The following is a 26,005-nucleotide window of genomic DNA, read 5'->3' as shown; positions in this document are numbered from 1 at the left end:
CACCACCTAAGGACAGCAGATGATCACGAAGATCAAGATCCAGGGCTATCGAATTTACGGCGATTTCACGCTGGTGCCCAACAAGGATCTCAACATCCTTGTGGGTGGTAACGACGCGGGGAAGTCGACTCTGATGGAAGCGATTGGACTCGCACTAAACGGGCGTATTGGTGGTCGCTCCGCTCAGGAGGAGCTGAACCCGTATTGGTTCAACAAACAGCTAGTTGATCAATTTCTGGAAGACTGCGCCTGGGATGAAAAACCAGCGCTACCAGAAATTCTGATTGAGCTGTTTCTCGAAAATCGTCCAGAGCTGCAATTTCTCTGTGGCGCGATCAATAGCGACAGGAAGACAAATGCCTGCCCTGGCATCTCATTCAAGGTCATTCCCAACCCTGAGTACGACGAGGAGCTGGCTCAGTGGCGTATCAACCCCAGCGCGCTGATCCCCGTCGAGTACTACAAGATTGAATGGCGTACCTTTGGGGATGAGGTACTGACTAGGCGCCCCCGGCAGCTAGCTGTTGCGACTATCGATTCCCGTACTGTCCGCTCGACCTCAGGCGTCGACTACCACCTGCGCCAAATCCTAAGTGACCATTTGGAGCCGGGCGAGAAAGCCAAGATCTCCCAGCATTACCGCGAGATCAAAGAGTCCATGACCTCTAACTCCCTGGGAGGCGTGAATGATCGCCTCAAGAATATTCGGGCGCCACTGGATAACCAGGTGATGGCCTTGGCCATGGATCAAAGCGCTCAATCTTCCTGGGAGGGGTCGGTCACACCGCACGTGGATCATGTGCCGTTCGCCTTGGCTGGCCAGGGGCAGCAGGCTTCGATCAAGATCTCGCTGGCCATGCAGCGCCTGTCCGAGCAGACCAGCATCGTGATGATCGAAGAGCCAGAGAATCATCTGTCACATACCAGCTTGACCACGCTGCTGTCGCGCATCGAGGAAGCTGCTGGCGAGCGGCAGTTGTTCATCTCGACCCACAGCGCCTACGTGCTAAATCGCCTCGGCCTCAGTTCCTTGCTCCTCCTGCATCGCGGCAAGGCATCTCACATCGAGACGCTTGATCCGGACACGGTCGGCTATTTCCAAAAGCTCCCAGGCTTCGATACGTTGCGGATGGTGCTGGCTCACAAGCTCGTCCTGGTGGAAGGCCCTTCGGACGAGATCTTGTTTGAGCGCTTCTTCAAAGACCTCTACGGTAAGCACCCGATGGAGCTGGGGATTGATGTGATGAGCATGCACGGGCTGACGTTGAAGCGCTGCCTGGAACTCTGTACTGCCATCGATCGCCCAGTTGCAGTTCTTCGAGACAACGACGGGGAAGACCCAGACACCCTTAAAGATACTGTCAGCGAACTGCTCGAAACAGGAAAGCGCGAGCTCTTCATTGGCGCAAAGGAAGCGGGCAGGACATTGGAGCCACAATTGAGGGCGTGCAACAGCGAAGAGTCTCTGCGCAAGATTCTCGGGGCCACTGATCGTGCCAGCCTTGAGAAATGGATGTCGAGAGAGAAAACGGAAGCAGCACTTCTCATCGCCAAATCCAAGGAGGCGGTCACACCGCCACCGTATATGGCTGCGGCTGCGGCGTTCATTCATGGCTAACAATTACCTGACCCTGGCAGTTGCGGGCGCTCGCAAGACACAAGGCCTGGTGGAGCATTGCAAGGCGTTACCAGCCGATCGCAAAGTTCTGTTCATCACCTTCGCACAGGCGAACCAAATCGAGCTGCGCGAGCGTGTAAGGCGGTATGCCGGTGACCGACCCGGCTTGGAGGTCTCTGGCTGGTTCAGCTTCCTGCTACGTCATTTCGTCAAACCCTTCGTCCCGTTCGCGTTCCCCGGCAAGCGCTGCAGGGGCTTCAATTTCGATGGTGATCCAGGACGATATGCCAGCGGTGAGAATCGATTTTTCGATTCGTCAGACAGTGTGTATGCGAAGGAGTTGGCACGCTTGGCTCACCAACTGATTGGCCAAAGCGGCGGGGCTTTGATTCAACGCCTCGAATGCCTCTACGACGAAATACTCATCGACGAGGTACAAGATCTTTCGGGTTACGACTGGGACATTCTGGAGGTTCTGTTCGGCACACGCATAGAGATACGGCTCGTTGGGGACGTCCGTCAGGCAGTCTTGTCCACCAATCCTCGTGGCCAAATGAAGAAGGCCTTAGCCTACTCGAAATCCATTGCATGGTTCAAAAAACAGCAGAAAGCTGGCCGGCTGGAAATCAACTTCAGCTCTGTCACATGGAGGTGCTGCCAGACAATCGCTACCTTTTCCGACACTATCTTCGAGGCGAGCTGGGAGTTTCCGGAAACGACCTCACAGAATCACGTCATCACACCCCACGACGGCGTTTTCCTCGTGAGAAAGACTCACGTCCGTCAGTACGTTGAGACATTCCAACCCCAGTGCCTGCGCAATAGCATCAGCTCAGGCAAGGAGTTCGATCTCGACTACATGAACTTCGGAGTGTCCAAAGGACAGACCTTCAACCGCGTGCTGATCTATCCGACCGAGCCCATCGGCAAGTTCATCAGCAAAGGGGAGTATCTCCTGCCCCTTTCCGCAGCCGATTTCTATGTGGCGGTCACACGGGCCGAGCAAAGCGTGGCGATTATCTTGGATAAGCCAGGGGCCTCACAGATCCCCTATTGGCATCCAACTGTTGCCGCTGAGTGATTGCATGGACTTAACCACCCATTCGCATTCGACTTGACCAGTCGTTTGCGTCGGATTTGAGCAGTCAGCTGGCCGACCTGATCGGCCATGAGCCGACGTTTTTGGGCTACCCTCGCTCGGTAGATATCTGCATGAGACGCTTCGACCTCTGCAGACCTATCCCTACCGTGCGGCGTAACCCGCTCGCAATAGACACGCTCAGTGCGAATCGGGTAGTGTCTTAGACGATTTTTTTAATCGTCATGCACAATTTGATCCCCGAAAATGAGTGAAGAAATTAGAAATTGGTATATCTATATTTTGAAACTTGAATTGAACTCATGGTACGTGGGCACAGCTAAGGGATTGAGATCTAGACTGCGAAGCCATGGCAAGAAAAGCCCTTACTCTAAATTAAAGAGAAAGGGTACTCTCGAATATATGGAGAGTGGCCTTACGGGAAAGAGAAAAGTAACTCATCTACATGCCGCCTTCAGGTCAATTGGCGATTGTTTCTGGGTTACAGAAATAGAAAACACCATCACCGTAGCCCTGGGACAAAAGTATGGCTTCGACAAAGTTAGAGGCGGCACTATAATTCAGCCCTGGAGCTACGAACTAAGTTATATCGAAGTGGAAAATCTGATTCGACAATTTAGCTGTAGTGATATCAGGCTTAAATACAAGCTACACGAAATAAATTTAACTCAAGAAAAGCCATTTGTCTTCCCGATTACTCGGCGAAGGAATGCATAACAAGGCATTCTCAGTCGAAGCTCGAATCCCCTAATGCTCCTCGGCTCATGCAGACTTGGTACCCGAGCGATTACTCACATCGGCCATAGCAACCTAGGCTGATGCTTGCTCGAATTTAGAGTGCCGGCCTCTCGGGCTGCCAAAAATTACAGCTGAAGTTATTCAGGCCCCCGCCATAGGGACTAGGCCTCACCGCGAACACCTCGGGCACAGCATCCCCATCGCCCCCATCGCGGAAGAACTCTTTCATAGAAAAGAGCGCCTGGGCCTTCAAGCGTTCCCATTCTCGGTACCGACTGTCTTCAAGATCCCTGGCTGCCTGCGCTGCGCTGGGTTTGCGCTTGGGTTGCGGCAGGGTGTAGCTGGGCTGAGGGGAGAAATCGTAGACGAACGTCAGGTGCCCATGCTTCCAGTCCGTAGACGGCGACGCTCGCCAGCGGAATGACACTTGCACTGACAGTCGCTTGCTGAAATGGAAAGGCGGTCTGATCTGATCATCAATGAAGAACAGTTCGCCCTCTTGGCGCTCAGTTTCGAGCCGACCCTTCATCTGCTGCACAGCGTGAATGAGGTCATTGCTTGCATACAGTGCGTCCTGTCGAGTGCGTTCGCGCTTGGCATGGGCCTTGGCCTTGCTGTACTCAGCAATCGCTTGTTGGAATGCGTGAAGCTTGGTGCCCACGTAGGGGCCACAGTCACTGAGCCCAAGGCCATGAACCGGCCCCACACGCTCTTCATCAAGACACTTGCGCACTGCTGCCCGAAGCACCGTCTCGTCGATGTCGCTGATTGCAGCTTGCTGAATATCGGGCAAGTTAATGTATGTCATGGCCAAGACTATCCTTGTGTAATGCGCCTTGCTACCGCCTCATCCAGGCAGACGCATGATGGCGGGATGACACCATATAGCATGGCTGAAGGCCGAGGCGAAGCCCCTTTTGAAAGGTCGCCAGAAGCTTTCGCCAAAACCGTGCGCAGGTAGATCAGAGCCAATAGCACAGCTTTGTGCGCCCCGGAGGTTCGGCTACGGAGCACCCGCAGTCCAGCTCGAACCTTGAGTTCTTTAGAGGTCGGAGGGGCCAGATGTAGACTACATCTCAGGGCGACGTAGGCCGGAGGGGGCGTGTATAGCGCTAAAGAAAAAGCCGAGCATGAGCTCGGCTTTGAAAGAGGTAGGGCCGGAGCCCTATGACGCTTCAACAACCTAGAAAGTTGAGGGGTTAGCCGCTGCCTAACCATCCCATTATTTGCCCTTTACGGACTGACCCTGGGAGGTGCTACGCGGGCCTCATCTGGATTTAACGAGCGGGGAGGCTCATGCACACTCGTAATCAATAATAGCGAAGGGGCTATCCCTTGTAAAGCATCACACGTCGCTGAACAGGCACACGGCTTCCACCGAAGTAACGCCATTCATCGCCTGGACGATCTCTTTGGCCACCGTGAGCGTTCGCCCCGTGGCCAGCAGGTCGTCAACCAACACGACGCGTCCACTAACGTTACCACGAAAAGCTGGGTTGCGCTGGAGAGGCGTGAACAGGTGGCGATACTCCACTGGGATCACCTTCAGGGGAAAGCCATCAGCTTTTTTCAGCCTGAACTGTAGGCCTTTGCGTTCATCGCCAGTGATTTCACCGTTGTCCTCTGCCCTTCGGATCATGTCAAAGGCTTCCAGCTTGGTCGACTTTACGAAGACATCATGGGCCAATTCAGCATTGAGTACGGAGGCGCATCGCGAGGCCACGATGCGACTCAAACTGTAGCCTGACGGCATATACACCACCGTGTCGGCTTGGGTTTGTGCGGCAATCACCGCCAGGATCTCGCTACCGCTCTGTGCCAGGCGTTTGATGGAGGTGATATTGGTCGTAAGGCCGTCTTTGCCTTTGAGAGCGTACAGGAGCGGGCAGTTATCGCCGATCACACTGGCCTTCCGATCCCGGCTTCGCTTAGCGGAAGACTTGATCCGTGTGAACAAGGACGTGACCTTTAGCCCGCACTCCCGGATGTCCGTTTTAGGGTTGCCATCCACAGTGGTGATCAAATGCTCTCTGACGGCGTGGTCAACCGTGACCAGGTTCTGCGTGACGACAAGTCCCAAAGGTCTACCCCGAACAAGTGAACAAATGATGGCGGCAAAGCCCGCCATCATAATGCCGGGCCAGCTTGGCGGCTAGCACGCTCCGGCTTCGATCAAGTGAAACGCCTGGGGCCCTGACCAACGCCTTTGCAACCGATGCTTGTCTTGCTGCGACGGCAAAAATCGCGGCCACCGTCATCCAACATCCCCGCGACATACTCACGAGACCTCGCCCGAGGGCCGAACAACGATTCCCGTCACTTCGATTTTTTGATCAGGTAGCTGCTGACAGAGGCACACAGGCCAACAATGAGTTCAGCGTCCTCGAAGGACGGTTCGCGCCCTTCCTGGATGTGTCGTCCGAACTCCGACGCGTACGCCCACGTTTTGATAACGGCCTGATCCAATGGTGCTGGTATCAGCGTTCGGCAATCGTTCATGATCCTGCCCAGGGTTGCCTGTTGATCCCCAGTGACCTGCCGAGCGACGCACTCCAGCGAGGCCATGGCGTGCTGTATCGCTCCCGTGGGGTCTGGGAAGGGACGACGTGAGAGGTCAGCTATCGCCTGGTGCAGTTCTTTGCTGGCCGTGACATGACCATGTTGATGCTCAGTTTCTTTCGCAGAGGTCAAAACCTGCTCAAAGGATTCAGAGCCACGCATTTCGATGCGGCCATCGATCAGCTTCCAGCCTATGCCGTGCTCGATGAAGAACTCGTTCAGCTCAGTCGTGAAGTGCTCGTACACGTCGCCGTCGTAATTGCGGTTGCCGAAGTAGTCATCGAGTCGCTCAATGACGTCGTACACCTTGAACCACTTGCATTGCTCAAGCAGCAGAACGTTCTCCTCATGGATATTGGGTGTCTCGCTCCAATTCCCCCTGTCAGGCAATACTTTTAAGGTCTGGCAGATGATTTCGCGCAGCCCTGAAGGTTTGAGCCCACATTCGTAGCTCAATTGAATCAGATACTCCTGCAGCGCTTGCGGTGCATCCTCCCGGACGGTGATTTCGGCCTCCTCGACCTGGGAGAAACCGTGACGCTTTGAGAATGAATCCTTCATGTTGACCCTCCAGTCGAGCTAGCCAAGTGGCATATCGCCACCTCGATTTGGCTCGATAATGCCTGACATTTCGTGGTCGGAATAGGACAGAGGCATCGACGGAGGGGACTCGCCTGAGAGTGTGTCCCCGCTTCTGCTATCTTCATTCATCGTCATCAGGTTCGGAATCGTCCCACTCCTCGTCTTCAACCTCATGACCTATCAGGCCGCTTTTGTAGAGGCCAATCTCATACGTCCTCGTCTTTAACTCTTCATGGGCACTGCGAATCGCCAGGACGGTGGCTTCGATATGCAGGATGCCCTTGGTATCTCTTTCTAGCTTGTTCGCACGTAGGAGACAGCCCAAAGAGCGCACGCCAAGAAGCCACTCGGTACGTGCTGAGCCCGACGTTCCTTCGTTTCTGTCGAAGACGAACGTGATTTCGACTTTGTTGACGCTTCGTCGCCCCCGAACCATATCCGCCCTGGAGCCGTCAGGGATATCCGTAAAGTGGTAGGAGCCCTGCACAAACACCAAGTCGCCAGGGGTAACCAAGATATCTAGCGTCCCTCGATCCAGCTCATCCGAAATGTTACGCACGAAGGCATGGCCTATGGCTGCCTTCAGCATGCTGCTCATGTAGCGGTATAGCGAGAGCGACCGAGCCTGACCTACGTACAAGAGGCCCTCAGTGGGGCAAAGGTAACCTTCGCCGTCACACGCTCCATTGCTTAGGGCGCCCTGAAACCCCTTGAGCTGGGTAATCTCCACTCCGACGTGTTCGGCAATTTCGAAAACCCTGAGGTGGTTGAAGTACCACCATTGGCAACTCATGAGCTGGGTGGATTTGAATATGGCCAGCTGGTCGTCACGGCTAACGCTTTGCTCCCAAGCGGCTTTCATCGCTTTGAGCCGGTCAGCGGTGAGCGTATGCTCCAGAGCATGCGTGGAGTGCGCCTCCCCATGATGGATAGAGCACAGGACTGCGAGGTTAGCCGGGGAGTGATCGCGACTTTCCGCCCATGACTTGATGTGGTGAACGACGACCGGGCGCTCAGCGTCTCGACAGACACAGCAAAGCCAGCGATTGTCATACAGCGTCGTGATGAGGAGATCGGTTGGTATAGGCGGCCTGCCTTTCCCGAGGATCTTGGGCACGACGGATTCACTGAGCCCAAGCTCCAGCAGTTTCTCAGGACGTTGCATTTGTAGCTTCGCGAGCGTCCACTTCTCTTCCCTCAGCTTCCTAGCCAACGCACTGTCTATCCCTCGCTTCATGAGGGCCCGCTCAACTGGATGTCTAGTCACGAGCTCGATTCCGTTTTGAGATCAGTGGAAGATTAACCCATGGCAATGCGCGCCACTGCTTGAGCTATCGAAGGTCATTTGCAGTACAAGAAAGCCCCCTCCCTGACATTCATGGAGTTCGCGGAGATGATGCAAGACTTCAGCGAAGCGGGTGCATCGATCAAACAGCTGCGATCGAAATCGGACAGGGGGGCTGCCACAACTGATAACGACCAGCACCGCCGTGACTCGATCGGCGATGCGCGACTAGTCGCGTCACCAGGACAAACTCAAAGTCCCAAGTCTCCCGCAAAACACTGATCACGGATTGAAGCAGGGGCCTGCCCATCGTTTATCAGCCTATGCTCCAGATGGCGTACGAGATGCCACGCCAGAGGCTCACGGATCTCCAAGCAGCCTTCGAGCTGATGGAAGCTAGAGCCGTGCGTAGTAAGAGCCTCTCGGAGCGCTGTAAAGCCATCAACGCCGACAACCGACCTGTGGACACGGATGAGATTGTTCAGCCCCGGACGACGCTCGTAGGCGCTCACAATCGATCCAAGGATTCCAGGAAGATCATCCCCATAGGCTTTGCAGGCAAGAGATCAGAGCTGACCGTCAGACAGTAGGGTCATCGGGCTCGCCTTTCAATAAATTGGCAAAATAGCTCCAAGCGCGGCCAGAATCCACATCCACCTGTAAACCAATTTTTTGACGTGTTAACCGCCGAGGTTTACAGGTCAAAAATTTAGTTTTCAGATCCGAATTTTCGAAGCGCCTAGTACGTCACCGAATGCGTCTTGCTGGAACATTGAAGGCGACGGACGCCCGTCAAGCCTGTTGTCCGAGACGGGTGGAATTTCAGACGGACTGATCCCCGCAAAAGAGCTTTATTGGTTTGACGTCAAAGCGTAAGCAGCAGCCTGCGGCTGCAAAGTAAAGCGATTTCTCCTCCGCCCCCTGCCCCACCATTCCAACCTCAAATTCACCTTCAGTCCTCAAAACCGTGTGATCTAGAAGCCGTAAATATCAGATGTAAAAGCCGGTGGTATCTTGCGGGACATGCGGTGCCTGGGCCACCGCAGCTTTTTCTCTTGCCCTCAAATATAAGAACTCCGTCTCGCTTAAAAATTTTCAAGAGGGGGGGGGGTGGAAATAAATTGGTGGTTGCTGACGAACGGTAAAAAAATTGCCTCTTTGGCAATCTGATTTATTACTCAAAAATCTTCGAAAATCTATGACACAGGCCCTTAAACGAGGACAAGATGGCAGCATTGGTGAATTTCGGTTTGCCACGTGCGAATTTGATCGCCTACGACCGCACCCAGCACGGATGGCGGCTACTAACTCAATAAAGAGCAACGACGGGCTAAGTGGGATTAGACACGTATGCCGTGATCAAGCCGCATAATCTCGTCATGGATAATTGTGAATCCCATGGGCGTGCACAGCACCCTGCAGGGTGCCTGACGGCCTACACCTACGACAGACCTTACAAGCCATCGCTGCGCCTTCAATCGGCTTCCAAACACTTCAAGCGCGATTGACAAGACCTGCTCGTAACGCGCCTGAAAACACCTATGTCTAGCACTCCAGCAGCCGATCGGGGATCGAACGCATCGCCCGACAATCCTAAGCTCACTCATGCTTCACCCTCTGGAGATACTGGTCTGGTCGCCCCTAGCACTCTGTGCAGGGGGCATACCGGCAGGGCCACTTCGTGGCGCCGCTCTGTCGCTCAGACGCAACGCTTACCATCGAATTGAGCATCTGCTCGCAGCTACCTATGACTCAGCACTGATCGTGCAAAATGGGAAAGATTGGAAGCCCTGTCTCCACTCCTGCGCAACAGGTAACCGCTGATACCGACCTGGCCAGGCCCATCCCGATCACACCTTTCTGAGTCGCCAATCATGACGATCCGTCTCTGGCCAATGAGCTCATTTTCTGGCCGGACATTAAGCAGATCGCAGGTGTACTGGTAGATGCCGGCTTGCGGCTTCATAACACCAATGCGATAGCTGAAACCATAGGCCCCAAGGTGGGGAAAAATCCTTTCTACTACCGGGCCGTAGGCCATGGCCAGGTTGGAACATACGGCCAGTTTCAATCCTGCAGCTTGCAGTAGCCCAAGGGCCTCAACCGCGTCTGGATAAGGCCGAATGCTTGCCAGCTCTTCCTCCAAGCATTGATCGAGAAGTGCGAGTTGGGAGCGCGAGATCTTGATACCAAAGTGCAGCGCAGCGTCACCTAGGGAAAGGCAACGGGTCATGATCGTTCGAATGTCATCAGCGCGAGGCAAGCGGCCTTGGCGTCGCCCCTCTCGAAGCAACTGTCGAAACGGGTGTGTCGGCTGCTGAATCTCTACCAGCGTTCCGAAGGCATCAAAAATTACGGCACTGGTCTTCATCTGAGTTTCCTGCGCTGGTCAGCGTTCGCGACAGCCGCTCTAACGAGGATCAGGTTCAACCACCGAAGAACCAAGCTATCGAAGAGTAACGCCAAATTGTGAAAACTCATCCACCAGCGTTTTTCGACCCAGCATTTTCGGAAGCTTGAAGACGTTCCTGTACCCGTACCACAAAAACATAGGGATAATTACGAGCCCAACTCCAAAGGTGGCCGTTGCGGCAATAAGTCCAGCGGGAACCGCTGCGAGGGATATAACCACACCCTTCATCAAAGTCGACCTTGCAATAATTCGCAAATCATCCAAGTCGCACTCAACTTTCCCACTAGCCTTCTCAAAGGCGACAACAATTATTGATTTCTTCGAGGCATGCTTATAGTACCAAGTTCGCGGAACATCAGTCGCCAAAGCACCATGCTTCGCAAGATACTTCAGCATCACAACCTCTTTGAAGTAGAGCGTAGCGCCGTGCTCATCTTCATATCTAACACGTCGATATAGAGCGTCTAGATCACCGCTCGCTTGAGCATCATAGTTCTTAACAGTCAGTGTCAGTTTCTTTAACTCGGACATGCTTCTTCCCTTAAACACACATTAACTATTAATGGATTAGATGACGGTGGGCCTAATGAAGCAGGCTGAGACAGCGGCCTCGACGACGCGGGGGCACTCAAGCGACGGCAGGCAATCGGCTGACCATGACGTAATGATCGTTGCCTGACACTGTCCGCAATAACGCCATGCCCTCGACCTCCGCTATCACCTCACTAGGGGGTGTGACAATTGTCATCCCATCAACCAGTTGCCCTGAAAGATCGCCATACACATACGCAACGAAACGATCGCCAACTTCAGCTGCATCTACCAGGTACGCGTCCACTAGTGCACCCCAATCATGGGCCTGCGCAATCGCCAACTTAGCTGACACCAGACTGGGCAGTCGTATTCCGCCCTCAGCCGTCCAGTCCTGGGAATTCAGACAACTCATTGATTCTCCATCACGTTCGAATTTGAAACCTACTCACTTACTGAAAAAAGCTAAACGCCGGCAGCCCTGTCAGTCTTCATACACTGACAACTAGGTCTGGCTGAAAGCCAGTTTCTTCGGTGGGATAACCACGAGGATTGCTCACAAACCGGACGCCATTAACAACCTCATCCACAGCTTCGTGGGTATGGCCAAAGATCCATAGATCGATCTTGAAATCCATCAGGCCATCCCAATTGTTTCCATAGGCTGCTCGCAAGTGAGGATCGGCTCCTTGGTCACTCACGAACTTCATAAGAGGCGGATGGTGAGTCACAACTACACGCTTACCGTTGAATGGCAGCGACAGCTGAGCCTCCAACCACTCCTTCGTTTTCCGATTTCTCGCGATCAGGTCATCAGGGCGCAAACGCCGATACTGTTCACCGACACGGATAGCGCGAAAGTCATTCAGTGAGTTACGAGCACACCAAGAAGCAGCAACTGTGTCGCCGGTCGCGGCCAAGCTTGTCCAAGCCGTAGCACAGAGAAACTGCACATCACCGTGCTCTAAAACCTGATTTTCCAAGACGTGAACGTGCTTCTCAGCAGTGTTAAGCAGCTTGCTGTGGGTTCGATCTATATTCCCGCTGTAGTGCTCATGATTGCCCATGGCGTACACGACAGGCGTGCTGAACGTCAGGCTCGCCCATTTGGCGCCCCTGGACTTCACGTGGATGTCTCCGGCTAATACGACCACGTCACAATCCACCACAGGGGGGACGAAATCGGCGAACTCACAATGCAGATCGGACAGTATATGAAGCTTCATCCTCGGCCCACTGACTACGATTTTCCAATTAATTGATCATCATCTGGGTCGTTACGATGCCGCCAGCGCCAGCACGGCTGTGATCAGTAGGGCCACGATAAACGATGAACGCCATTATTGCCAGTATTCGATATTTATCGGCGGTCAGCGCTGTGGCCCTATTCTTCGTTTTGAGCGTCTCCAGCATGCAGAACGAGATAGCAGCGGTAGTCCGAGCTCTGCGCGACCTGCAAGGATCTGCCCAGGAAGAGCTAGCCGAGATCAGCTCTCAAGCCAATGTGTCGCGATTGGAGCAGGGGAAAACCCAGGTCTCTTTGGTCAAACTGAGCAAAATCGCACTCACTCTAGATTTCGACCTCGTGGCTCTCGTCGCGCTTTGTCAGGCTCTCCAAGATGGGTCATCACCTATCGATGTCATAGCGAAGGCTTCGAAGGATCTGGAGAGCTTCATAGCCCTAGGAGGCTTACAGGGCCTGAAGAAGCACTGGGACACTGGTGAAGGGCTCATAAAGCGCACACGAGGCAAACCCAGTAGCCCAGATCGAATCCGAGCTGTACTGGAGCTCAAGGCCCGTGGCATGTCAAAGGCGGAAGTGGGTCGAGCGCTGGGGTTGCCTGAAGCGACTGTGAGGCGTTACTGGCTCAAAGAGCTGCCTGGATAACCCCTCAGAAGTCACGAATAGGATCTCACAGGTCTATAACGACCGTTTCGATTCGGTAGAATGTTATCCACGAAATGTTCCATCGGAGTTGTTAATGCAGCTAACCGAGGTAATCCGGGGCTTATTGCCGCGAAAGCCCGGCAAACTCATCGACGAAGGCTGGTTGAGAAAGGTGCACCAGCTCAAGGCTGAAGGTCTCAGCCAGAAGCAGATGACCGAAAAATTTGGGTTTTCTAAACAGGCAGCGCACGACCTGTGGCACCGTAAATTGGACGTGTGGGACTCCTCACCACCGGTCGAACAAGGAGTTTCTGCATGGTGATTAAAGCGGTATGAAATTGAGTAAGTCCCATGTCGGGTGGTGGGCAAGCATCGTGGCGGGAATCGTTTTTCTCATTCCGCATCTCAGGGACATATCAACCATACTAGGGCCACTGGCACCCTACATGGTTCAGCCGAGCACGCCCGATGGTCTGAACCCAAAACTGCTGGGCTTGTGGTATGAAAAATACCAATACCCTCAACGCAATGGCGTTGTTGGCTTTGAGGGCACTACAGAGTTCTTTCGTAACAGGACATACCGAATCAATGGCCTTCTGAAGAGCACTACTTTTTTTCCTGTCCCGCTCTCTCCCTACACCACGATCTATAACTTCGATGGCAATGGAGAGTGGCAAGCCTCCGACGATGAGCTGGTCATTAAACTGCTGAGCGTAAGAATGCGTGTAGCCTCCAGATTGTTGGCTGGCATGACCCTCAAAATCCCTGGCACATCGCACCCTCCGAGCGCTGAGGAAACCGAGTTGGAGCATGGTCTCCTCATGGCTCAGTCCCAGCGATACGACATCCGCAGCACGAAAAAGAACGAAGTCGTACTGGAGACCAACGGCCTGTTCGCTGACAGCTATCGAATCAACATGACTCGCACCAAACAGATGTACATGAGATAGCTCAACTACCCGGTTCAAGGCCAGGTCGCACCATCTCATTCACCATCGCTTTGGAAGACAGCCTTGGCCGAACAGCTCATTAAATCGCCACTGGAACTGATCGACCTCACGATCAAAGTGCTGATTTGGCACCCGTAGCGGGGCCGTAGCCATGGCTCAAGCCCATTCAGCCAAAACCCAGGACTGATAGCCGGAAGGATACGTCTTGGTTGGAACCGATGGAATCTGCGCAGGGCGCATCCATTTATTATTGCTCGTAAGGAGTACGTCCGCCTGCAAGAACTTGCCGTTCTTCAAACTGTAGCCTGTGATCGCCGACAACCTCAAACAGTTGAATGACCTGGAGCGGATGTACAAACAGTGCGCCGAAAGCGCAGAGAAACGCGCAACGTCGCCGAAAACGACGTAACAGAAAATCTGGCTGCGAAAAAACTAGAGCCCTGGCCAACCTAACTAGGGCCTCATCGACCATCACCTTCCTTTTCCAGAAAGCTGGATTGGAGTCATCCAATACGCAGCGCGCGCTGGATGAACATCCGATCCACGTAACCAACGGATCGTACCCAGGTGTGCTGGTTGTCTCGAATGAACTGACCAAGCTGATCCACGTCTGCCTTCTCAGGGAAATCCACGAGGTCAGCCAGGCGATGTAGGGTCTGAATAGGGATGCCCATTTCCTCCAGGGCATTCACACCGGGTGGTAGGTGGAAACTTTCAAAGACCATTCTGACGTGCGAGTAATCGACCTTGCTGTGGAAGCCACGCTTGAGCGCATGGTGTTTGACGACATCCTCCATAAGTGCGAGGAGCTTGGGCAAGGTAAACCCGTAAGTATTGGTGACGATCTTCAGGTCGTTGTTCAGTGCTTCGGAGAGTGTGCGCTTCGTCCCCTCGGTCACCCATTGCCGAGCGTATTCAATTTGGCTCTTCAGGTAATTCGAAAAACTGGTCGCGTTGACGTAGCCAGCCAGCTTGGCGATCAGAAGATCTGGCGGGTTGACGCTGACGCCGTTGCGGCTGAACGTATGAGGCACCAGCCTGGCAATGATTTTCGCGAATGTCTTGAGGAAATTGGTTGCTGGCCCCCAGTGGAACACGAGCGTAGCGAATTCCGTGTCGTCCATCATTTCGACCATGCTCTGAAGCTCTTCGAACTGCTCGAATCGGAAGTAGGAATGCTTTTTCACAAGGTCGAAGGAGACACGATCGCTAGCGAAGACCTCCTCGAAGCGATCTTGAGAAAGCTCAGACAGGTGATCCGGCTGAACGCTGGCGAGCAGATTAATCGGAGTCTCGACGTCCTGAGTACCAAGCGGAATTTCAACCTCCTGGTTGAGGTTGTCTTCCGGGATTTCCTCTAGGCAGTAAATCGTACCCACGAAATGCACGCCCATCCTCCCAGCGCGCCCTTTGATGTTGCCGTGGGTGAATTTGTCGATGCTGCGAGTGCCGTCACGGTTGTCGTAGATCACCACGTTCTTGGCAATGGTGTTTACGCCTTCGATGATGGTCGAGGTACAGATAAGAAAGCGCAGATTGCCAGCGTTGAACTGATCAGCGGTGTACTGCTGCAGCGCTCTGGGCAGTGCGCCGAAGTGCAAGCCGATACCGTTCTTCAATGCCACGGCGTAGTCCCACTCGGGATCGAATTCCTGGCTCACCCAATCGATATGTGGATTGCTGGTCAGGGTGCCATAGCCATACCGGATCAATTCACGCGCCACGATGCCGGCGACCGTTGGCGACTTGCAGTAGATGATTGTCGCTTCGTCGCAGTGTTGGGCGATCGCTCCAAGCGCCTTGAGTTTGCTTCTTTGATCGTTGGGTTTGATGCCGAACGTATGGACGTCGAGTGCTACGGTGTTGAAGTCACTGGAAACGAAGGTATGTGGGTAGCCTAGGTTTTCCAGGCCGCGAATGCTGTTGATAAACGGCCCAGTGAGGTAGAACTGCTTGGAGACTTTAAGCAGTTTGCTCAACGCGATATTGAGCTCGATGACGCGCTCGTCCTTGTAGTCCGTTGTTCCGTTCTTGAGCTCCCGGAACGCCAGCTTGTAAAACTCATCGATTACGAACAGATCGATGTCGACGATGTCGTTTCGCTCATTCACGCGCTCCTGGGTGAGCACGTACACAGCCCGGTCGGAATGACATTCCTGCGAGCTGTGGTGAATGATCTGGTACTGCTCACCAAACCTGACCTGGAGTCGACGCCGTGTCTCGTCAGCAAGCGCCACGGTCGGCACCACCAGGACAAGCCGCTTCAGCTCACCCAGGCCCAGCAACGAGTCGACGATGGCACTCTTGCCCATGCTGGTAGGTGCGCTGAGCACCACATTGCGCCCTGCTTTGAGCAGATCAAAAATGTGGAACTGCATCGAGTGGAAAACAAAGCTGTCCGAGAAGGGGGTACGATACAGATCCAGCACCCTTAGCTCATCCGACGTCAGGTCGGAGAACTCCTTTTTCAGGTAAGGGAACAACCCAGACTTTCTCACCATATTTTTGAGCAAGGTGGTGTGCTCAGAGAAGCGTTCACGTGCATCGAGAGCTCGGACAATCAAGTCACGTCCCAGGTCATACGACACCGGGTTGGACAGCAGCTTATTGATCACAGCCAAGTATTTGAAAGACGAGAAGTCCTTGCTTTGAAGGCTGTGTTTCGCTTGCTCATATACCTGCGTCATACCACTTCCCTCACCTTGTCTTCGACCATGCTGACTAGCCTCTTGAGGCTTGGAGCGGGGTAAATGAAGATGTGGATGCCTAACTGCCCAAACGGAGAACCCTCTACAAGATCGGCGGCGAAATCTTCAAACAGAGCTGCCGTTTCCCGTTGGAGCTCGTCTTCATGCCCTGGGGTTTCAGGGTCGGTTACCAAGCAGGAGTCATAGCCAACAAACAGTACGAACCTGAAGCGATCGAGGTGTGCGTCCAAAGGCCGACTGCCGTCCAGGATTTCGTCGATGTCATGTCGCAGCAGATACTCATCGTCCTTGACGTCCAGTATCTTGCTACGCGCCGAATCGAAGCATTCCTCGATGACCTCATAGAGCTCATTCCGGATTTCCGGCAACCGCACAGAGATGTCAGTTTCGGTCACCAGTTCGCTGAAGCCGATCCAAAGCTGATCACCTTCCGATGCACGACGAACAATGTGCACATTTTCGAGAATTCTCTCTTCCCCTGGGTTTTCAACGTGCAGCATGCAGGGTATTGGCTGGCTTTCGTGCTGTTGCCGAATGGTCGCGTGGAGCAGCACTCGACCCAGGAACTCTCGGACATCGTGAAGAGACTTGAAGACAGATGTACGCAGCCGCTCGCGTTTCTCCACGAGCGTGAGCTTGTGTATATCGGCAATCTCCCTGGGCCGGAGAAAGACCTCGTCGAGCCATTTGCACACGTTCTCGACAATATGTTTGTAGCGGTATTGGCTTAGAAAATATTCTTGGTGCAGTACCTGTGCTCGACGCTTGTCGCAGACCGAAGCCATCGGGGCTCTGAAGGGAGTGAGGATGTGAGGCAACTTACGTTTGACGTAGATTTTGCGGCCTGCCTTGGTCTGGTCATCCACCACCCTTTGGTTAAACCACTCAAAAAGGTCTGACCTGAAATAGGACTTTTCGTCAGCACTGTGGATACGGCGGGAACGCTCGCCCTTGCGGGTCACCGTATCGAGGATCAAACACCATATATCTTCAGCAGCAGCCTCAGAGCTGAGGGTCACCCCGTGCAGATCCTCGGACGACCTTCGAATGTTGGCTATCCCCAATAGCTCCAACTCGCGAATGGTGTGATACACCTCCCAAGTAGCCGCATCAACCCAATCAGCGACGGTAACGCCTGTGGCCGTCTGGTAGTCCTTGGTTCGCTCGTTGAGGTCGTCGATCAGCTCTTGCCTACCAGGCTTGCCATTCCGAGCCGAGGGCTTTATCGTCAGATACTCTAAGGTCTTGTTGACCTTTTCTTCAGTGACGATCAAATATCGCCTTGTCAGGTCTGGGTCTGGCTCGCATTGCATCGACTTGTGCAGGATCGAACTGCAAGGAATGGTTTTCTTGTCAGCGCCCTTCCCGTTTTTGACAATATCCGAAATGTTCCAACGTGTCTTCTCGGTACTTTTGACCTGTACAAAATCGACGTATCCGTCGGAGACGATATCGATATCGTCCGTGACCTCGCAGCGGACACTGCGGATGGTCTTGTCGCGGAGCATCCGGGTGACATGGAAAGCGGCAACGCAGTCCTGGAATAGGAAACCGTGCTTGGCGGCTACACCACCCGAATCATTAGAATCCATCTCGACGTCCGTGACATTTTGCCGAGAATCTAGGGGATTCTGCTGTCGGAGTCCATCAAATGATGGCACTTAGCTCTCAAGCAGCAGCGTAGCACCTCACCGCGTGGCAATAGCGTGCCAGTTGTCATGATGGCAAAGCGGCACTAGATTGAGCTTTTTTCAACAGAGCCCACATATGGAAATGCCTTTCCGGAGTCCGGACGACCTCAAGATCGCGCTCGCGATTCTCTACATCAACTTCGCTACCTATAACTCGCACAAGCGGATACTGAGTTCATCGCAGTTGCTCCTATGCTGGAGAAAGGCGCCGGCGGGTATGTTCATTGATGTCCTGCACGACAGGGTCACAGGCAGCAGGGCCAAGAAGGCCTTTACACAGCTCATCCAACGAGCAGATGAGCTGAAGTTACTGACGGACGTTGTGGAGGCTACACGGCTACTGAGCGATGGCTTCGCGTCGGCTTTATCTACGATCCGACAGCCGACCTTCAAGGCAGCGGTCAAGCGAATGATCAGCGTCCCTGAAGATATGGTGGAGTATGAAGAATGCATCGCCCAGCTAGAGGACAGCATTGGTGCATCGCTCGGCAGTGACCCCTACCCCATCCACTACAGCCGAGCTCCGGTCGATCAAAAATTCACGAAATACGCCGTCTACTTCGGAACGGATCGACTGTTGGAATCGCTAAGGGTTGTGAGGTTTGGCGGGTTCCGCAGTGATGACGTTGTGTCCTATGGCATCGCAGAGGTTTCCATCCCTCACATCCATAAGGAAGGCAAATTGGAACGGCCCGTGTTGTGGCCTTCTACCTCAAAGGGGAACCCCAACAAGCATATTGTCATCCACAACTCTGGTCTTTTTGAGCTGGAGGAGTGGTACGACAACGCCAAGACCTATCTCGCGAAGCTCAGCGAATCATCCACTAGCCGTGAAGGCTTGCTGTTCATCCACGGGTACAACGTGAGTTTCGACGCGGCAATGTGGCGGTCTGCCCAGCTGTGCCATGACCTCAAATTCCCAGGTCTAATGCTGTGTTTTTCGTGGGCATCACTGGGCAGCACGGCTGGCTACCCTGCCGATGAGGCGACGGTAGACTGGTCAGCAGCCCATCTGAAGGAATATCTGACGAATGTTACACAAAACCTGGGCCTGAAGTCGTTGCACATTGTTGCCCACAGCATGGGTAATCGGGCGCTTCTCGCTGTGCTGGAAAACTGGGAGAACAAGCCGGGCGCTACCCCGATCAGCCAGATCATCCTTGCTGCTCCTGACGTCGACGCTAAGCGCTTCAAGCAATTTGGGCGAGTGTTCAACCTGTACGAGCAAGTAACGCTTTATGCGTCCCGCAACGATCGAGCGATCACTGTGTCTCAACTTGTGCACAGCAACCCAAGGGCGGGCGGCGCCAATCCACCTCTGGTCATGGATCACCTGTCGACTATAGATGTCTCCAGTGCTGGTAGAGACATGTTCGGCTTAGGCCACAGCTATGTAGCTGACGTGACGAAAGTGTTCCGGGATCTGTTCTACATCGTCCGGCATCGGCACAAACCTCACCAGCGCGCAGGAATCACGAAGAAAGATGAGGGGCACTGGGAGCTGAGCTAAGCCCATAAAATCAGACCGAACGTGGCGCAGGCCTATTCGCTCCCTGCTACCACTTGAAAGCCACCGCAAGGTGGCTTTTTTGTACCTGTTTAACTTAGGGGCATAAACCAAAGCTGGGTAAACAAAATTTTGACTTACTTAGAGTTGAAGCTAGCTTTGACTTGCTCCACGAACCCCAGCACGTGATCCTTTACTTCATCACGGAATATATCTGAGTAGTTTATTTGAGCGAATCCAGGTTCCACGCTGGCCGTAAATGCCTTATACAAAAAATACAAATCATTTTCGTATTTTCTGATAAAAGGTATAGTCATGGCACCTTTCTCGGTCTTGTAATTTATCAGGAAGCAAAGGAAATGCCCCCTAAACCTCAACTCATCGACATCATCTTCAACCGTAGTCTCTTCATAGCGTGATATAGGCGCGATCGTGAATGTTCGGTCATTAACAGGAACATACTCATCGAAGTCCTCATCAAATTTTAATTCAACGCTCCTGATTTTTAAGTCCTCCCCTTTATATTCGGACTTAATCAGACATTTTGGAAAGTCGACTTGCAACATCCCCTCAGCGTCAAGCTCTGCATCCGCAAAGGCATAAACGATGTTAGATATCTTTTGAAACCGTCCATCATAAAATGCTACTACTTCGTAACCGCCTCCAAACAGATTCGCAATCGACTCCGATTTATACTTGTTCTCAAATTCACTCTTTAAATGGTTTGCAAATTGATCGAGAGCCATGCAGGTGCCATGCACCACAATATTTTCTTCAAGAACATCAAACGCATGTCGTGGGTAATCCTGATAATGCGCCTTTACATGACCCGCACCAGACCCACCAACCCAAAGCTCAAAATTTTCATTGCGATGCCCGCAATCCGCATAAACATTAGATATGTGGATTTCATCCTCTTCAACACTTAGGGCGATAATTCTGATCCTTTCACTATCAATGGTATCGTCGGCAAGTACTGCATCCGAAAAACGCTTCCCCGTCAATACGGGGTGCTCATCCACTAGCCTCTCGATAAGCCGTACAACCGCCTGAAACGATCGCACATCCCCGGCGAAAGCTATGGCGAAGTGATCGTTCACCACGAGAATTTTTTGACACAAACCAGCCACAGCGTGAGCACGCAATGCAGGGGATCCGGCATCAGGCTTGAACGATGGGATCTGCGATGGACGCACCCTCTTACTTGAGCTGGTGAGCAGAATGTCAGCCTGTAGGAAACCACCTTCCTTCAACTTGTAGCCCGAAATCATCGTCATGTGCAGATCCTTATGCGTGTGTGAATGGCCAAGGTACAACGCCATCATAGTGACACCAAAGTTATTTCTGCGACTGAGAACTGCGAAATTGATCCGTCACCTAGGACACCATTTGGGTGCGCACCATGGGCCTAAGCTGTGGTGTCTGCTGATGAGTGTCTACACATACCAGTATGAGGTGGCGTTGTTGAACTCGGGGTTGGTGTAAGACGTAATTAGGTAATTCGGATTAGAGAACTTGGCACCTACCGGGGCTAGGATGGGGATCTCACTTGGGTTGATCAGGGAGGGACAAGCGATAAAAAGGCTGGGGAGATGTCCTAGAGGGAGGTCAGTTGTGGCAGGAGAATGTCCTGCACCTTGACAAGATTCCAGGGTATTTTGGTGAAAATGGCAAAACATGAAATTCGTCGAAGATCAGTAAGCCCACACCGTCCAGCGCCGGGTCGTCCTGCAAGCGCCGGGTGAGGATGCCTTCGGTGACCACTTCGATACGCGTCTTCGGGCCGACCTTGCTGTCGAGGCGGATGCGATAGCCGACGGTTTCACCGACCTGCTCGCCGAGCTCGCTGGCCAAACGTTCCGCCGCTGCGCGCGCGGCCAGACGCCGTGGTTCGAGCATGACGATGGTCTGCCCGGCCAGCCAGGCTTCGTTGAGCAAGGCCAAAGGCACGCGGGTGGTTTTACCGGCGCCGGGCGGTGCTTCGAGCACGGCTTCGTGGCGTGACGCGAGGGCTTCACGCAGGGCGGGTAAAACATCGTCGATCGGCAAAGAAATCATGCTGGCTCCCAAACAGAGCGGCGAGTATAACGACGAACTGTCTGACGTTCGTCAGGGTCTTAACTTCACAAGACGAAGCTTCGTTATTTGATGACTCAGGAGACATTTCCATGCGCTTACCCTCTCGCCTGATCGGCGGTGTTCTGGTTGCCACTCTGCTCACGCAACTCACGGCGTGCGGCTCGATTTTCTATCCGGATCGTCGCGGCCAGATCGACGGCAAGATCGACCCGGCAATTGCCGTGCTCGATGCCGTCGGCCTGCTGTTCTACATCATTCCCGGGCTGATCGCGTTTGCCGTCGACTTCGCCACCGGGGCGATCTATTTCGAACCGGGCCACACCGCGCAGATCGATCCGGCCAAGCTCAAGCAAGCCATCGGCCCGGACGGTCAGGTCGACAATCACAAGTTGCAGGCGATTCTCGAGAGCGAACTGGGTAAAGACTTTCCTCTCGACGACCCGCGCCTGATCCAGCACAAGGGCAGCACTCAGCAACTGGCGATGTTCGGCCTGCAACCCGCCGCTTGAATAAGGACGTTCAATGACCTCCAGCCCCGAACACGCCCGCCTGCTGCGGCTGGCGACCCGCGCCTCGGTGGCGGTCGCGTGCACGCTGATCGTCGCCAAAGCGATTGCCTGGTGGCTCAGCGGATCGGTGAGCATGCTCGCCGGCCTCACCGACTCGGCGCTGGATGGCGTCACTTCAATGCTCAATCTGCTGGCGGTGCATTACGCCTTGCGTCCGGCGGATGACGATCACCGTTATGGCCACGGCAAAGCCGAATCGCTGGCGGGCATGGCGCAGGCGTTGTTCATCGGTGGCAGCGCGGTGCTGATCGCGTTCCAGGCCTACCAACGCTTGCAGACGCCGGAGCCGCTTGGCGCGCCGTGGCTGAGCATCGGTGTGATCGTGTTTTCCCTGCTGCTGACGGCGGCGCTGCTGATGTTGCAGCACCGGGTGATCAAGCAGACCGGCTCCAACGCCGTGCGTGCCGACTCCCTGCATTACCGTTCGGACCTGCTGCTCAACGGCAGCATCCTGATCGCGCTGGTGTTGGCCGGGATGGGTTTTGCGCAACTGGACGCGTGGTTCGGGCTGGGGATCGCCGTGTACATCTTCTGGAGCGCGGTTCAGATCGCCCGGGAAAGTTTTTCGGTGTTGATGGACGAGGAACTGCCCACCGATGTCAGTCAGCACATGCTCGAACTGGCGTGCAGCGTGCCGGGGGTGCTCGGTGCACATGACCTGCGTACGCGGATTTCCGGCAATCACTGGTTCGTGCAATTGCACCTGGAATTGCCGGGCGAACTGACCCTGTCAGTCGCCCATGGCATCAGCGATCAAGCGGCGGCGGCGATTCACAGGGCTTATCCGAAGGCCGAAGTGCTGGTGCACGCCGACCCTGTAAAAGCAGCCACAAGCGACAAGCCTCTAGCTTCAAGCTTGTAGCTTGTAGCTTGTAGCTGCCCCTATCTGACCTGATAACCGCGACTGCTCAGGCAATTGCCCTGCGCCTGGCGATAGGCCTGAACCACTTCGGGTGCCGGTTGGTAGGTCGCGGTGCGCGGGTCGAAACCGCTTTGCTGCACCGCGTACTGCGAGCACTGGTAACCGTCCTGCTGCACCTGCTGCGGTGACTGGCCGTTGGCCGGGTAGGCTTCGACGTCATAGCCCTGAGCTTGCGGTTGCGGCGGTTGCTGCAGCGGCGGCTCGACCACCACGTAATCCTGCGTCGCCTCTTGATAGGCGTAATACGAGCCGGCGGCGAGGAACAGCAGCGAGCCGCCGATCCACACTTCACGGGCGTAATCCGGCAAATACTGGATGCGGATCCCGCGCGGTGGCTGCACGACGATGTAGCGTGGGCCTTGCGGGCGATACCAATAGCCGCCGGAATAGAAGTAATCCTGACCGCGATACGGCACGCGGTAATCCCGATCCGGGAAACGATCGATCACATGGCCCGGACGATACTGCGGGCCAGGCCCCCAGCCATTGCCATGACCGTTCGGCCGTCCCGGCCAGCGGTTGTCATCGGGACGTGGCCGCGTCTGCCATTGCTGATTGTGGTAACCGTTCTGCGGGCGCTCGTCGCGGTAGTAACCCTGACGCGGCTCCTGAGTCTGGTGCACGGCGTCGGGTCGCGGCTGGATCGGCAGGTTGTTGCCCGGCTGGCGAGGCGGTTCTGGACGATCATCGACACGGTTGCGGTTCTGCCATTGACCGTCATTGTTGTGCGGCTGGCCGTTGTGCTCGAACTGACGGCTGTTGTCGCCACGGATGATCCCGTCGTTCTGCGGCCCGTTGCCCGGCCCGCGATTCTGCGGCTCATCGGCCAGCGCTTGCGCACTGACACCCACACACAGCAAACCAACACCGGCCAGACGCCAGATGCGCGAATTCATGCTTTTCCTCACTGTGGGAGCCTGTCGTTGGCAGGGCTTGTTGCTGAGACTCGAAACAGCCCCATCGGGTTCTGCAACAGGTTATCAGTCGCGCGACTTATTTATTGAGGCGCCAACATGAAATCGCAGGCAAGAAAAAAGGGAGACCCGTCGGCCTCCCTTCTGGAGAACTTCGTCCTGGCTCGACGCTTTTGACGTCGGCTCACCTCACGCAGTCTTCTGGACAGTGTGCAGCTCGGGGGCCGGCACAACCCCGGTGGGGGTGGCGGCCGCGGCGGGCCTGATTGGGCGGGCCGCGTGGACTGTGTTACCGAGCAGTGATTCTGGTGTTAAGAATAAGCCTGAGGCTGCGACAGAGGATTGCGAAAATTGCTCAATTAAACACCGCTTGCGCAATTTTTAACCCTGGATAGATAATCCGCCGCAATAGTTAGAACCAAGGACAGATTGATGAGCAAACTCGACCGGTATGACCTGAGTATTTTGGCGGAATTGCAGCGCGACGCCCGTATCTCCAACCAGGAACTGGCCGAGCGCATCGGTCTGTCGCCATCGCCTTGCTCGCGCCGGGTCAAGCAACTGGAAGACGATGGCTATATTTCGCGCCAGGTTGCATTGCTCGATCGCAAGATGCTCGGGCTGAGTCTGACCGCGTATGTGCTGATCGGCATGGACCGGCACACGCCGGAACGCTTCGAGAATTTCGAAGCGGCAATCCGCACATTGCCGCAAGTGCTGGAATGCAGTCTGGTAACCGGAGTGGATGCTGACTACCAATTGAAAGTGGTGGTGCCGGATATGGATCACTACCAGAAATTGCTGCTGGGGCACCTGACTCGGATCGAGGGGGTCACCAGCGTGCGGTCGAGTTTTGTGCTGAATCAGGTGCTCAACAGCACCGAACTGCCGCTGACTCATTTGCGTAGCTGATATCCCTTTCGCGAGCAGGCTCGCTCCCACATTTGGAATGCATTTCAACCTGTGGGAGCGAGCCTGCTCGCGAAGGGGCCGGCACAGGCGACGCAGATCAATGCCCCGCCATCCGCCCTTGGCGTATACTCGCCGCCGCCCTTTCAGCCCTGTCCGCGCCGGAGATCGCCAATGGATCCAGCACTGTTCGAAGAGTGGATGATGACCGGTCTGGTCAGCATCCTGATCATTTTCATGGGTTTCATCGTCTGGGATCTGGCGAAGAAGTCCAAGGCCGGGCGGTTCGGCTCGTTCATTCTGTTTTTCGTGCTGGGCCTGGGCGTGGCCGCGTTCATCATCAAGAGTGTGGTGATCGGCCTGATCGAATCCGGCGCCTTATAAGCGCGCCGGCACTTCCCGCCACTGGCCCTGATCCAGCCCTTCAAGGGTCCAGTCGCCAATCCTGACTCGCACCAGACGCAACGTCGGCAGCCCGACCGCCGCCGTCATGCGCCGCACCTGACGGTTGCGCCCTTCGCGAATCACCAGTTCCAGCCATGAAGTCGGTATGGTCGCGCGAAAGCGTACCGGCGGATTGCGCGGCCACAACTGCGGCTCAGCCAGTTGCCGCGCTTGGGCGGGCAGAGTCATGCCGTCATTCAGCTCGACGCCATCACGCAGGCGCTGCAACTGCTCAGCCGTCGGCTCGCCCTCCACCTGCACCCAATAGGTCTTCGCCAGTTTGTGTTTCGGATCGGCGATGCGCGCCTGCAACTGGCCGTCGTTGGTCAGCAGCAACAAACCTTCGCTGTCGCGATCCAGACGTCCGGCCGGGTAAATCCCTGGCACATCGATGTAATCCTTGAGTGTCGCCCGCCCTTCACCGTCGCTGAACTGCGTCAGCACATCGAAGGGTTTGTTGAACAGGATCAGTTTCGGCTCGGCCGGTGGTGCCTTGGCAACACGGCGCGGGGCAGAAGACTGAGGCTTCACGCCGGGGCGGCGGGAAGGGGGACGCGGGGGACGGGACATAAGAGACAGAACATTTAGCGATCAGGGCT

At 54.7% G+C, this 26,005-nt stretch carries 25 protein-coding genes and 1 pseudogene; 11 read left to right on the top strand and 15 right to left on the bottom strand.

Annotated features, from left to right (window positions below; all coding sequences use genetic code 11):
- Window positions 1–19 precede the first annotated feature (19 nt).
- The 3 genes from J2Y39_RS23960 (at window position 20) to J2Y39_RS26635 (ending at window position 3,434) form a co-directional block, all read left to right on the top strand.
- The gene (locus tag J2Y39_RS23960) at window positions 20–1,618 is read left to right on the top strand and encodes an AAA family ATPase (RefSeq protein WP_310220093.1); all 1,599 of its coding nucleotides are present in this window, start codon (window positions 20–22) and stop codon (window positions 1,616–1,618) included.
- Window positions 1,611–2,699: a UvrD-helicase domain-containing protein gene (locus tag J2Y39_RS23955; protein ID WP_310220091.1), complete on the top strand. Its 1,089-nt coding sequence runs from the start codon at window positions 1,611–1,613 to the stop codon at window positions 2,697–2,699. Before J2Y39_RS23960 ends, J2Y39_RS23955 begins: the two co-directional genes overlap by 8 nt.
- Window positions 2,700–2,963: 264 nt before the next feature.
- Complete coding sequence (locus J2Y39_RS26635; protein WP_409037444.1) at window positions 2,964–3,434, top strand: GIY-YIG nuclease family protein; 471 nt, start codon at window positions 2,964–2,966, stop codon at window positions 3,432–3,434.
- A 115-nt stretch (window positions 3,435–3,549) separates the two neighbouring features.
- Here the strand turns inward: J2Y39_RS26635 and J2Y39_RS23950 are convergent, their stop codons facing one another.
- From J2Y39_RS23950 to J2Y39_RS23915, 9 genes are all read right to left on the bottom strand, one after another.
- Window positions 3,550–4,263, bottom strand: a complete 714-nt coding sequence (locus tag J2Y39_RS23950; RefSeq protein ID WP_310220089.1) for a hypothetical protein — start codon at window positions 4,261–4,263, stop codon at window positions 3,550–3,552.
- 537 nt (window positions 4,264–4,800) lie between these two features.
- Complete coding sequence (locus J2Y39_RS23945; RefSeq protein ID WP_310220087.1) at window positions 4,801–5,586, bottom strand: phosphoribosyltransferase; 786 nt, start codon at window positions 5,584–5,586, stop codon at window positions 4,801–4,803.
- Between the two features lie 185 nt (window positions 5,587–5,771).
- Window positions 5,772–6,575 (bottom strand): AbiJ-NTD4 domain-containing protein, encoded by an 804-nt coding sequence (locus J2Y39_RS23940; protein ID WP_204149882.1) that lies wholly within the window; start codon window positions 6,573–6,575, stop codon window positions 5,772–5,774.
- Window positions 6,576–6,717: 142 nt separating this feature from the next.
- Window positions 6,718–7,761 carry a hypothetical protein gene (locus tag J2Y39_RS23935; RefSeq protein WP_310220085.1) on the bottom strand — a complete coding sequence of 348 codons (1,044 nt, stop codon included), beginning with the start codon at window positions 7,759–7,761 and terminating at the stop codon, window positions 6,718–6,720.
- 1,460 nt (window positions 7,762–9,221) lie between these two features.
- The gene (locus tag J2Y39_RS26630; protein WP_409037443.1) at window positions 9,222–9,488 is read right to left on the bottom strand and encodes an antitoxin Xre/MbcA/ParS toxin-binding domain-containing protein; all 267 of its coding nucleotides are present in this window, start codon (window positions 9,486–9,488) and stop codon (window positions 9,222–9,224) included.
- 134 nt (window positions 9,489–9,622) lie between these two features.
- Window positions 9,623–10,252 (bottom strand): HAD family hydrolase, encoded by a 630-nt coding sequence (locus J2Y39_RS23930; protein ID WP_310220083.1) that lies wholly within the window; start codon window positions 10,250–10,252, stop codon window positions 9,623–9,625.
- Window positions 10,253–10,327: 75 nt separating this feature from the next.
- Window positions 10,328–10,825 (bottom strand): hypothetical protein, encoded by a 498-nt coding sequence (locus J2Y39_RS23925; RefSeq protein ID WP_310220081.1) that lies wholly within the window; start codon window positions 10,823–10,825, stop codon window positions 10,328–10,330.
- Window positions 10,826–10,922: 97 nt separating this feature from the next.
- Window positions 10,923–11,240, bottom strand: coding sequence for a hypothetical protein (locus J2Y39_RS23920; protein ID WP_310220079.1), 318 nt, complete (start codon window positions 11,238–11,240; stop codon window positions 10,923–10,925).
- A 76-nt stretch (window positions 11,241–11,316) separates the two neighbouring features.
- Window positions 11,317–12,051 carry a metallophosphoesterase gene (locus tag J2Y39_RS23915; protein ID WP_310220077.1) on the bottom strand — a complete coding sequence of 245 codons (735 nt, stop codon included), beginning with the start codon at window positions 12,049–12,051 and terminating at the stop codon, window positions 11,317–11,319.
- Between the two features lie 104 nt (window positions 12,052–12,155).
- On the opposite strand from J2Y39_RS23915, the gene J2Y39_RS23910 reads away from it, so the two are divergent.
- The 3 genes from J2Y39_RS23910 (at window position 12,156) to J2Y39_RS23900 (ending at window position 13,663) form a co-directional block, all read left to right on the top strand.
- Window positions 12,156–12,713: a helix-turn-helix domain-containing protein gene (locus tag J2Y39_RS23910; protein WP_310220076.1), complete on the top strand. Its 558-nt coding sequence runs from the start codon at window positions 12,156–12,158 to the stop codon at window positions 12,711–12,713.
- Between the two features lie 94 nt (window positions 12,714–12,807).
- Window positions 12,808–13,035, top strand: a complete 228-nt coding sequence (locus J2Y39_RS23905; RefSeq protein ID WP_310220074.1) for a hypothetical protein — start codon at window positions 12,808–12,810, stop codon at window positions 13,033–13,035.
- Between the two features lie 10 nt (window positions 13,036–13,045).
- The gene (locus J2Y39_RS23900) at window positions 13,046–13,663 is read left to right on the top strand and encodes a hypothetical protein (protein ID WP_310220072.1); all 618 of its coding nucleotides are present in this window, start codon (window positions 13,046–13,048) and stop codon (window positions 13,661–13,663) included.
- A gap of 503 nt (window positions 13,664–14,166) precedes the next feature.
- Here the strand turns inward: J2Y39_RS23900 and J2Y39_RS23895 are convergent.
- Together J2Y39_RS23895 and J2Y39_RS23890 are read right to left on the bottom strand one after the other, a co-directional pair.
- Window positions 14,167–16,350 carry a DEAD/DEAH box helicase gene (locus J2Y39_RS23895; RefSeq protein WP_310220070.1) on the bottom strand — a complete coding sequence of 728 codons (2,184 nt, stop codon included), beginning with the start codon at window positions 16,348–16,350 and terminating at the stop codon, window positions 14,167–14,169.
- Entirely contained in the window at window positions 16,347–17,963 is a 1,617-nt protein-coding gene (locus J2Y39_RS23890; RefSeq protein ID WP_310220068.1) for a dsDNA nuclease domain-containing protein, read from the bottom strand. The genes J2Y39_RS23895 and J2Y39_RS23890 overlap by 4 nt, the downstream gene beginning before the upstream one ends.
- 175 nt (window positions 17,964–18,138) lie before the next feature.
- On the opposite strand from J2Y39_RS23890, the gene J2Y39_RS23885 reads away from it, so the two are divergent.
- A complete protein-coding gene (locus J2Y39_RS23885; protein ID WP_310220066.1) occupies window positions 18,139–19,572 on the top strand; it encodes an alpha/beta fold hydrolase in 1,434 nt (477 codons plus the stop codon).
- A gap of 134 nt (window positions 19,573–19,706) precedes the next feature.
- Here the strand turns inward: J2Y39_RS23885 and J2Y39_RS23880 are convergent, their stop codons facing one another.
- Complete coding sequence (locus J2Y39_RS23880) at window positions 19,707–20,846, bottom strand: hypothetical protein (RefSeq protein WP_310220064.1); 1,140 nt, start codon at window positions 20,844–20,846, stop codon at window positions 19,707–19,709.
- A 400-nt stretch (window positions 20,847–21,246) separates the two neighbouring features.
- Window positions 21,247–21,627: pseudogene (locus J2Y39_RS23875) on the bottom strand (DEAD/DEAH box helicase); the annotation flags it as partial.
- A 110-nt stretch (window positions 21,628–21,737) separates the two neighbouring features.
- On the opposite strand from J2Y39_RS23875, the gene J2Y39_RS23870 reads away from it, so the two are divergent.
- Both J2Y39_RS23870 and J2Y39_RS23865 read left to right on the top strand, forming a co-directional pair.
- On the top strand, window positions 21,738–22,157 hold the full coding sequence (locus tag J2Y39_RS23870) for a hypothetical protein (RefSeq protein ID WP_041477742.1): 420 nt from the start codon (window positions 21,738–21,740) through the stop codon (window positions 22,155–22,157).
- Window positions 22,158–22,170: 13 nt separating this feature from the next.
- Window positions 22,171–23,079, top strand: a complete 909-nt coding sequence (locus J2Y39_RS23865) for a cation diffusion facilitator family transporter (protein WP_150638425.1) — start codon at window positions 22,171–22,173, stop codon at window positions 23,077–23,079.
- 20 nt (window positions 23,080–23,099) lie between these two features.
- Here J2Y39_RS23865 and J2Y39_RS23860 read toward each other — a convergent pair whose 3' ends face one another.
- Window positions 23,100–24,035 carry a DUF6515 family protein gene (locus J2Y39_RS23860; RefSeq protein ID WP_150638423.1) on the bottom strand — a complete coding sequence of 312 codons (936 nt, stop codon included), beginning with the start codon at window positions 24,033–24,035 and terminating at the stop codon, window positions 23,100–23,102.
- Between the two features lie 450 nt (window positions 24,036–24,485).
- On the opposite strand from J2Y39_RS23860, the gene J2Y39_RS23855 reads away from it, so the two are divergent.
- Together J2Y39_RS23855 and J2Y39_RS23850 are read left to right on the top strand one after the other, a co-directional pair.
- A complete protein-coding gene (locus J2Y39_RS23855; protein ID WP_007909658.1) occupies window positions 24,486–24,965 on the top strand; it encodes an Lrp/AsnC family transcriptional regulator in 480 nt (159 codons plus the stop codon).
- 171 nt (window positions 24,966–25,136) lie between these two features.
- Window positions 25,137–25,346: a DUF2788 domain-containing protein gene (locus J2Y39_RS23850; RefSeq protein WP_016773053.1), complete on the top strand. Its 210-nt coding sequence runs from the start codon at window positions 25,137–25,139 to the stop codon at window positions 25,344–25,346.
- Here J2Y39_RS23850 and J2Y39_RS23845 read toward each other — a convergent pair.
- Window positions 25,341–25,976: a pseudouridine synthase gene (locus J2Y39_RS23845; RefSeq protein ID WP_056790617.1), complete on the bottom strand. Its 636-nt coding sequence runs from the start codon at window positions 25,974–25,976 to the stop codon at window positions 25,341–25,343. The two genes, J2Y39_RS23850 and J2Y39_RS23845, sit on opposite strands and share 6 nt — an antisense overlap.
- Window positions 25,977–26,005: the final 29 nt, after the last annotated feature.

Source organism: Pseudomonas sp. 2957, assembly GCF_031456345.1.
Taxonomy (GTDB): Bacteria; Pseudomonadota; Gammaproteobacteria; order Pseudomonadales; family Pseudomonadaceae; genus Aquipseudomonas; species Aquipseudomonas siliginis.
This window is presented reverse-complemented; position numbering and strand designations above follow the sequence as displayed.

What these genes read in the sequence shown, in the direction of transcription:
- J2Y39_RS23960 (WP_310220093.1), top strand. Translation starts at nt 20, where the DNA reads ATGATCACGAAGATCAAGATCCAGGGCTATCGAATTTACGGCGATTTC.
- J2Y39_RS23955 (WP_310220091.1), top strand. Translation starts at nt 1,611, where the DNA reads ATGGCTAACAATTACCTGACCCTGGCAGTTGCGGGCGCTCGCAAGACA.
- J2Y39_RS26635 (WP_409037444.1), top strand. Translation starts at nt 2,964, where the DNA reads ATGAGTGAAGAAATTAGAAATTGGTATATCTATATTTTGAAACTTGAA.
- J2Y39_RS23950 (WP_310220089.1), bottom strand. Translation starts at nt 4,263, where the DNA reads ATGACATACATTAACTTGCCCGATATTCAGCAAGCTGCAATCAGCGAC.
- J2Y39_RS23945 (WP_310220087.1), bottom strand. Translation starts at nt 5,586, where the DNA reads ATGATGGCGGGCTTTGCCGCCATCATTTGTTCACTTGTTCGGGGTAGA.
- J2Y39_RS23940 (WP_204149882.1), bottom strand. Translation starts at nt 6,575, where the DNA reads ATGAAGGATTCATTCTCAAAGCGTCACGGTTTCTCCCAGGTCGAGGAG.
- J2Y39_RS23935 (WP_310220085.1), bottom strand. Translation starts at nt 7,761, where the DNA reads ATGCAACGTCCTGAGAAACTGCTGGAGCTTGGGCTCAGTGAATCCGTC.
- J2Y39_RS26630 (WP_409037443.1), bottom strand. Translation starts at nt 9,488, where the DNA reads ATGAGTGAGCTTAGGATTGTCGGGCGATGCGTTCGATCCCCGATCGGC.
- J2Y39_RS23930 (WP_310220083.1), bottom strand. Translation starts at nt 10,252, where the DNA reads ATGAAGACCAGTGCCGTAATTTTTGATGCCTTCGGAACGCTGGTAGAG.
- J2Y39_RS23925 (WP_310220081.1), bottom strand. Translation starts at nt 10,825, where the DNA reads ATGTCCGAGTTAAAGAAACTGACACTGACTGTTAAGAACTATGATGCT.
- J2Y39_RS23920 (WP_310220079.1), bottom strand. Translation starts at nt 11,240, where the DNA reads ATGAGTTGTCTGAATTCCCAGGACTGGACGGCTGAGGGCGGAATACGA.
- J2Y39_RS23915 (WP_310220077.1), bottom strand. Translation starts at nt 12,051, where the DNA reads ATGAAGCTTCATATACTGTCCGATCTGCATTGTGAGTTCGCCGATTTC.
- J2Y39_RS23910 (WP_310220076.1), top strand. Translation starts at nt 12,156, where the DNA reads ATGAACGCCATTATTGCCAGTATTCGATATTTATCGGCGGTCAGCGCT.
- J2Y39_RS23905 (WP_310220074.1), top strand. Translation starts at nt 12,808, where the DNA reads ATGCAGCTAACCGAGGTAATCCGGGGCTTATTGCCGCGAAAGCCCGGC.
- J2Y39_RS23900 (WP_310220072.1), top strand. Translation starts at nt 13,046, where the DNA reads ATGAAATTGAGTAAGTCCCATGTCGGGTGGTGGGCAAGCATCGTGGCG.
- J2Y39_RS23895 (WP_310220070.1), bottom strand. Translation starts at nt 16,350, where the DNA reads ATGACGCAGGTATATGAGCAAGCGAAACACAGCCTTCAAAGCAAGGAC.
- J2Y39_RS23890 (WP_310220068.1), bottom strand. Translation starts at nt 17,963, where the DNA reads ATGGATTCTAATGATTCGGGTGGTGTAGCCGCCAAGCACGGTTTCCTA.
- J2Y39_RS23885 (WP_310220066.1), top strand. Translation starts at nt 18,139, where the DNA reads ATGGAAATGCCTTTCCGGAGTCCGGACGACCTCAAGATCGCGCTCGCG.
- J2Y39_RS23880 (WP_310220064.1), bottom strand. Translation starts at nt 20,846, where the DNA reads ATGACGATGATTTCGGGCTACAAGTTGAAGGAAGGTGGTTTCCTACAG.
- J2Y39_RS23870 (WP_041477742.1), top strand. Translation starts at nt 21,738, where the DNA reads ATGCGCTTACCCTCTCGCCTGATCGGCGGTGTTCTGGTTGCCACTCTG.
- J2Y39_RS23865 (WP_150638425.1), top strand. Translation starts at nt 22,171, where the DNA reads ATGACCTCCAGCCCCGAACACGCCCGCCTGCTGCGGCTGGCGACCCGC.
- J2Y39_RS23860 (WP_150638423.1), bottom strand. Translation starts at nt 24,035, where the DNA reads ATGAATTCGCGCATCTGGCGTCTGGCCGGTGTTGGTTTGCTGTGTGTG.
- J2Y39_RS23855 (WP_007909658.1), top strand. Translation starts at nt 24,486, where the DNA reads ATGAGCAAACTCGACCGGTATGACCTGAGTATTTTGGCGGAATTGCAG.
- J2Y39_RS23850 (WP_016773053.1), top strand. Translation starts at nt 25,137, where the DNA reads ATGGATCCAGCACTGTTCGAAGAGTGGATGATGACCGGTCTGGTCAGC.
- J2Y39_RS23845 (WP_056790617.1), bottom strand. Translation starts at nt 25,976, where the DNA reads ATGTCCCGTCCCCCGCGTCCCCCTTCCCGCCGCCCCGGCGTGAAGCCT.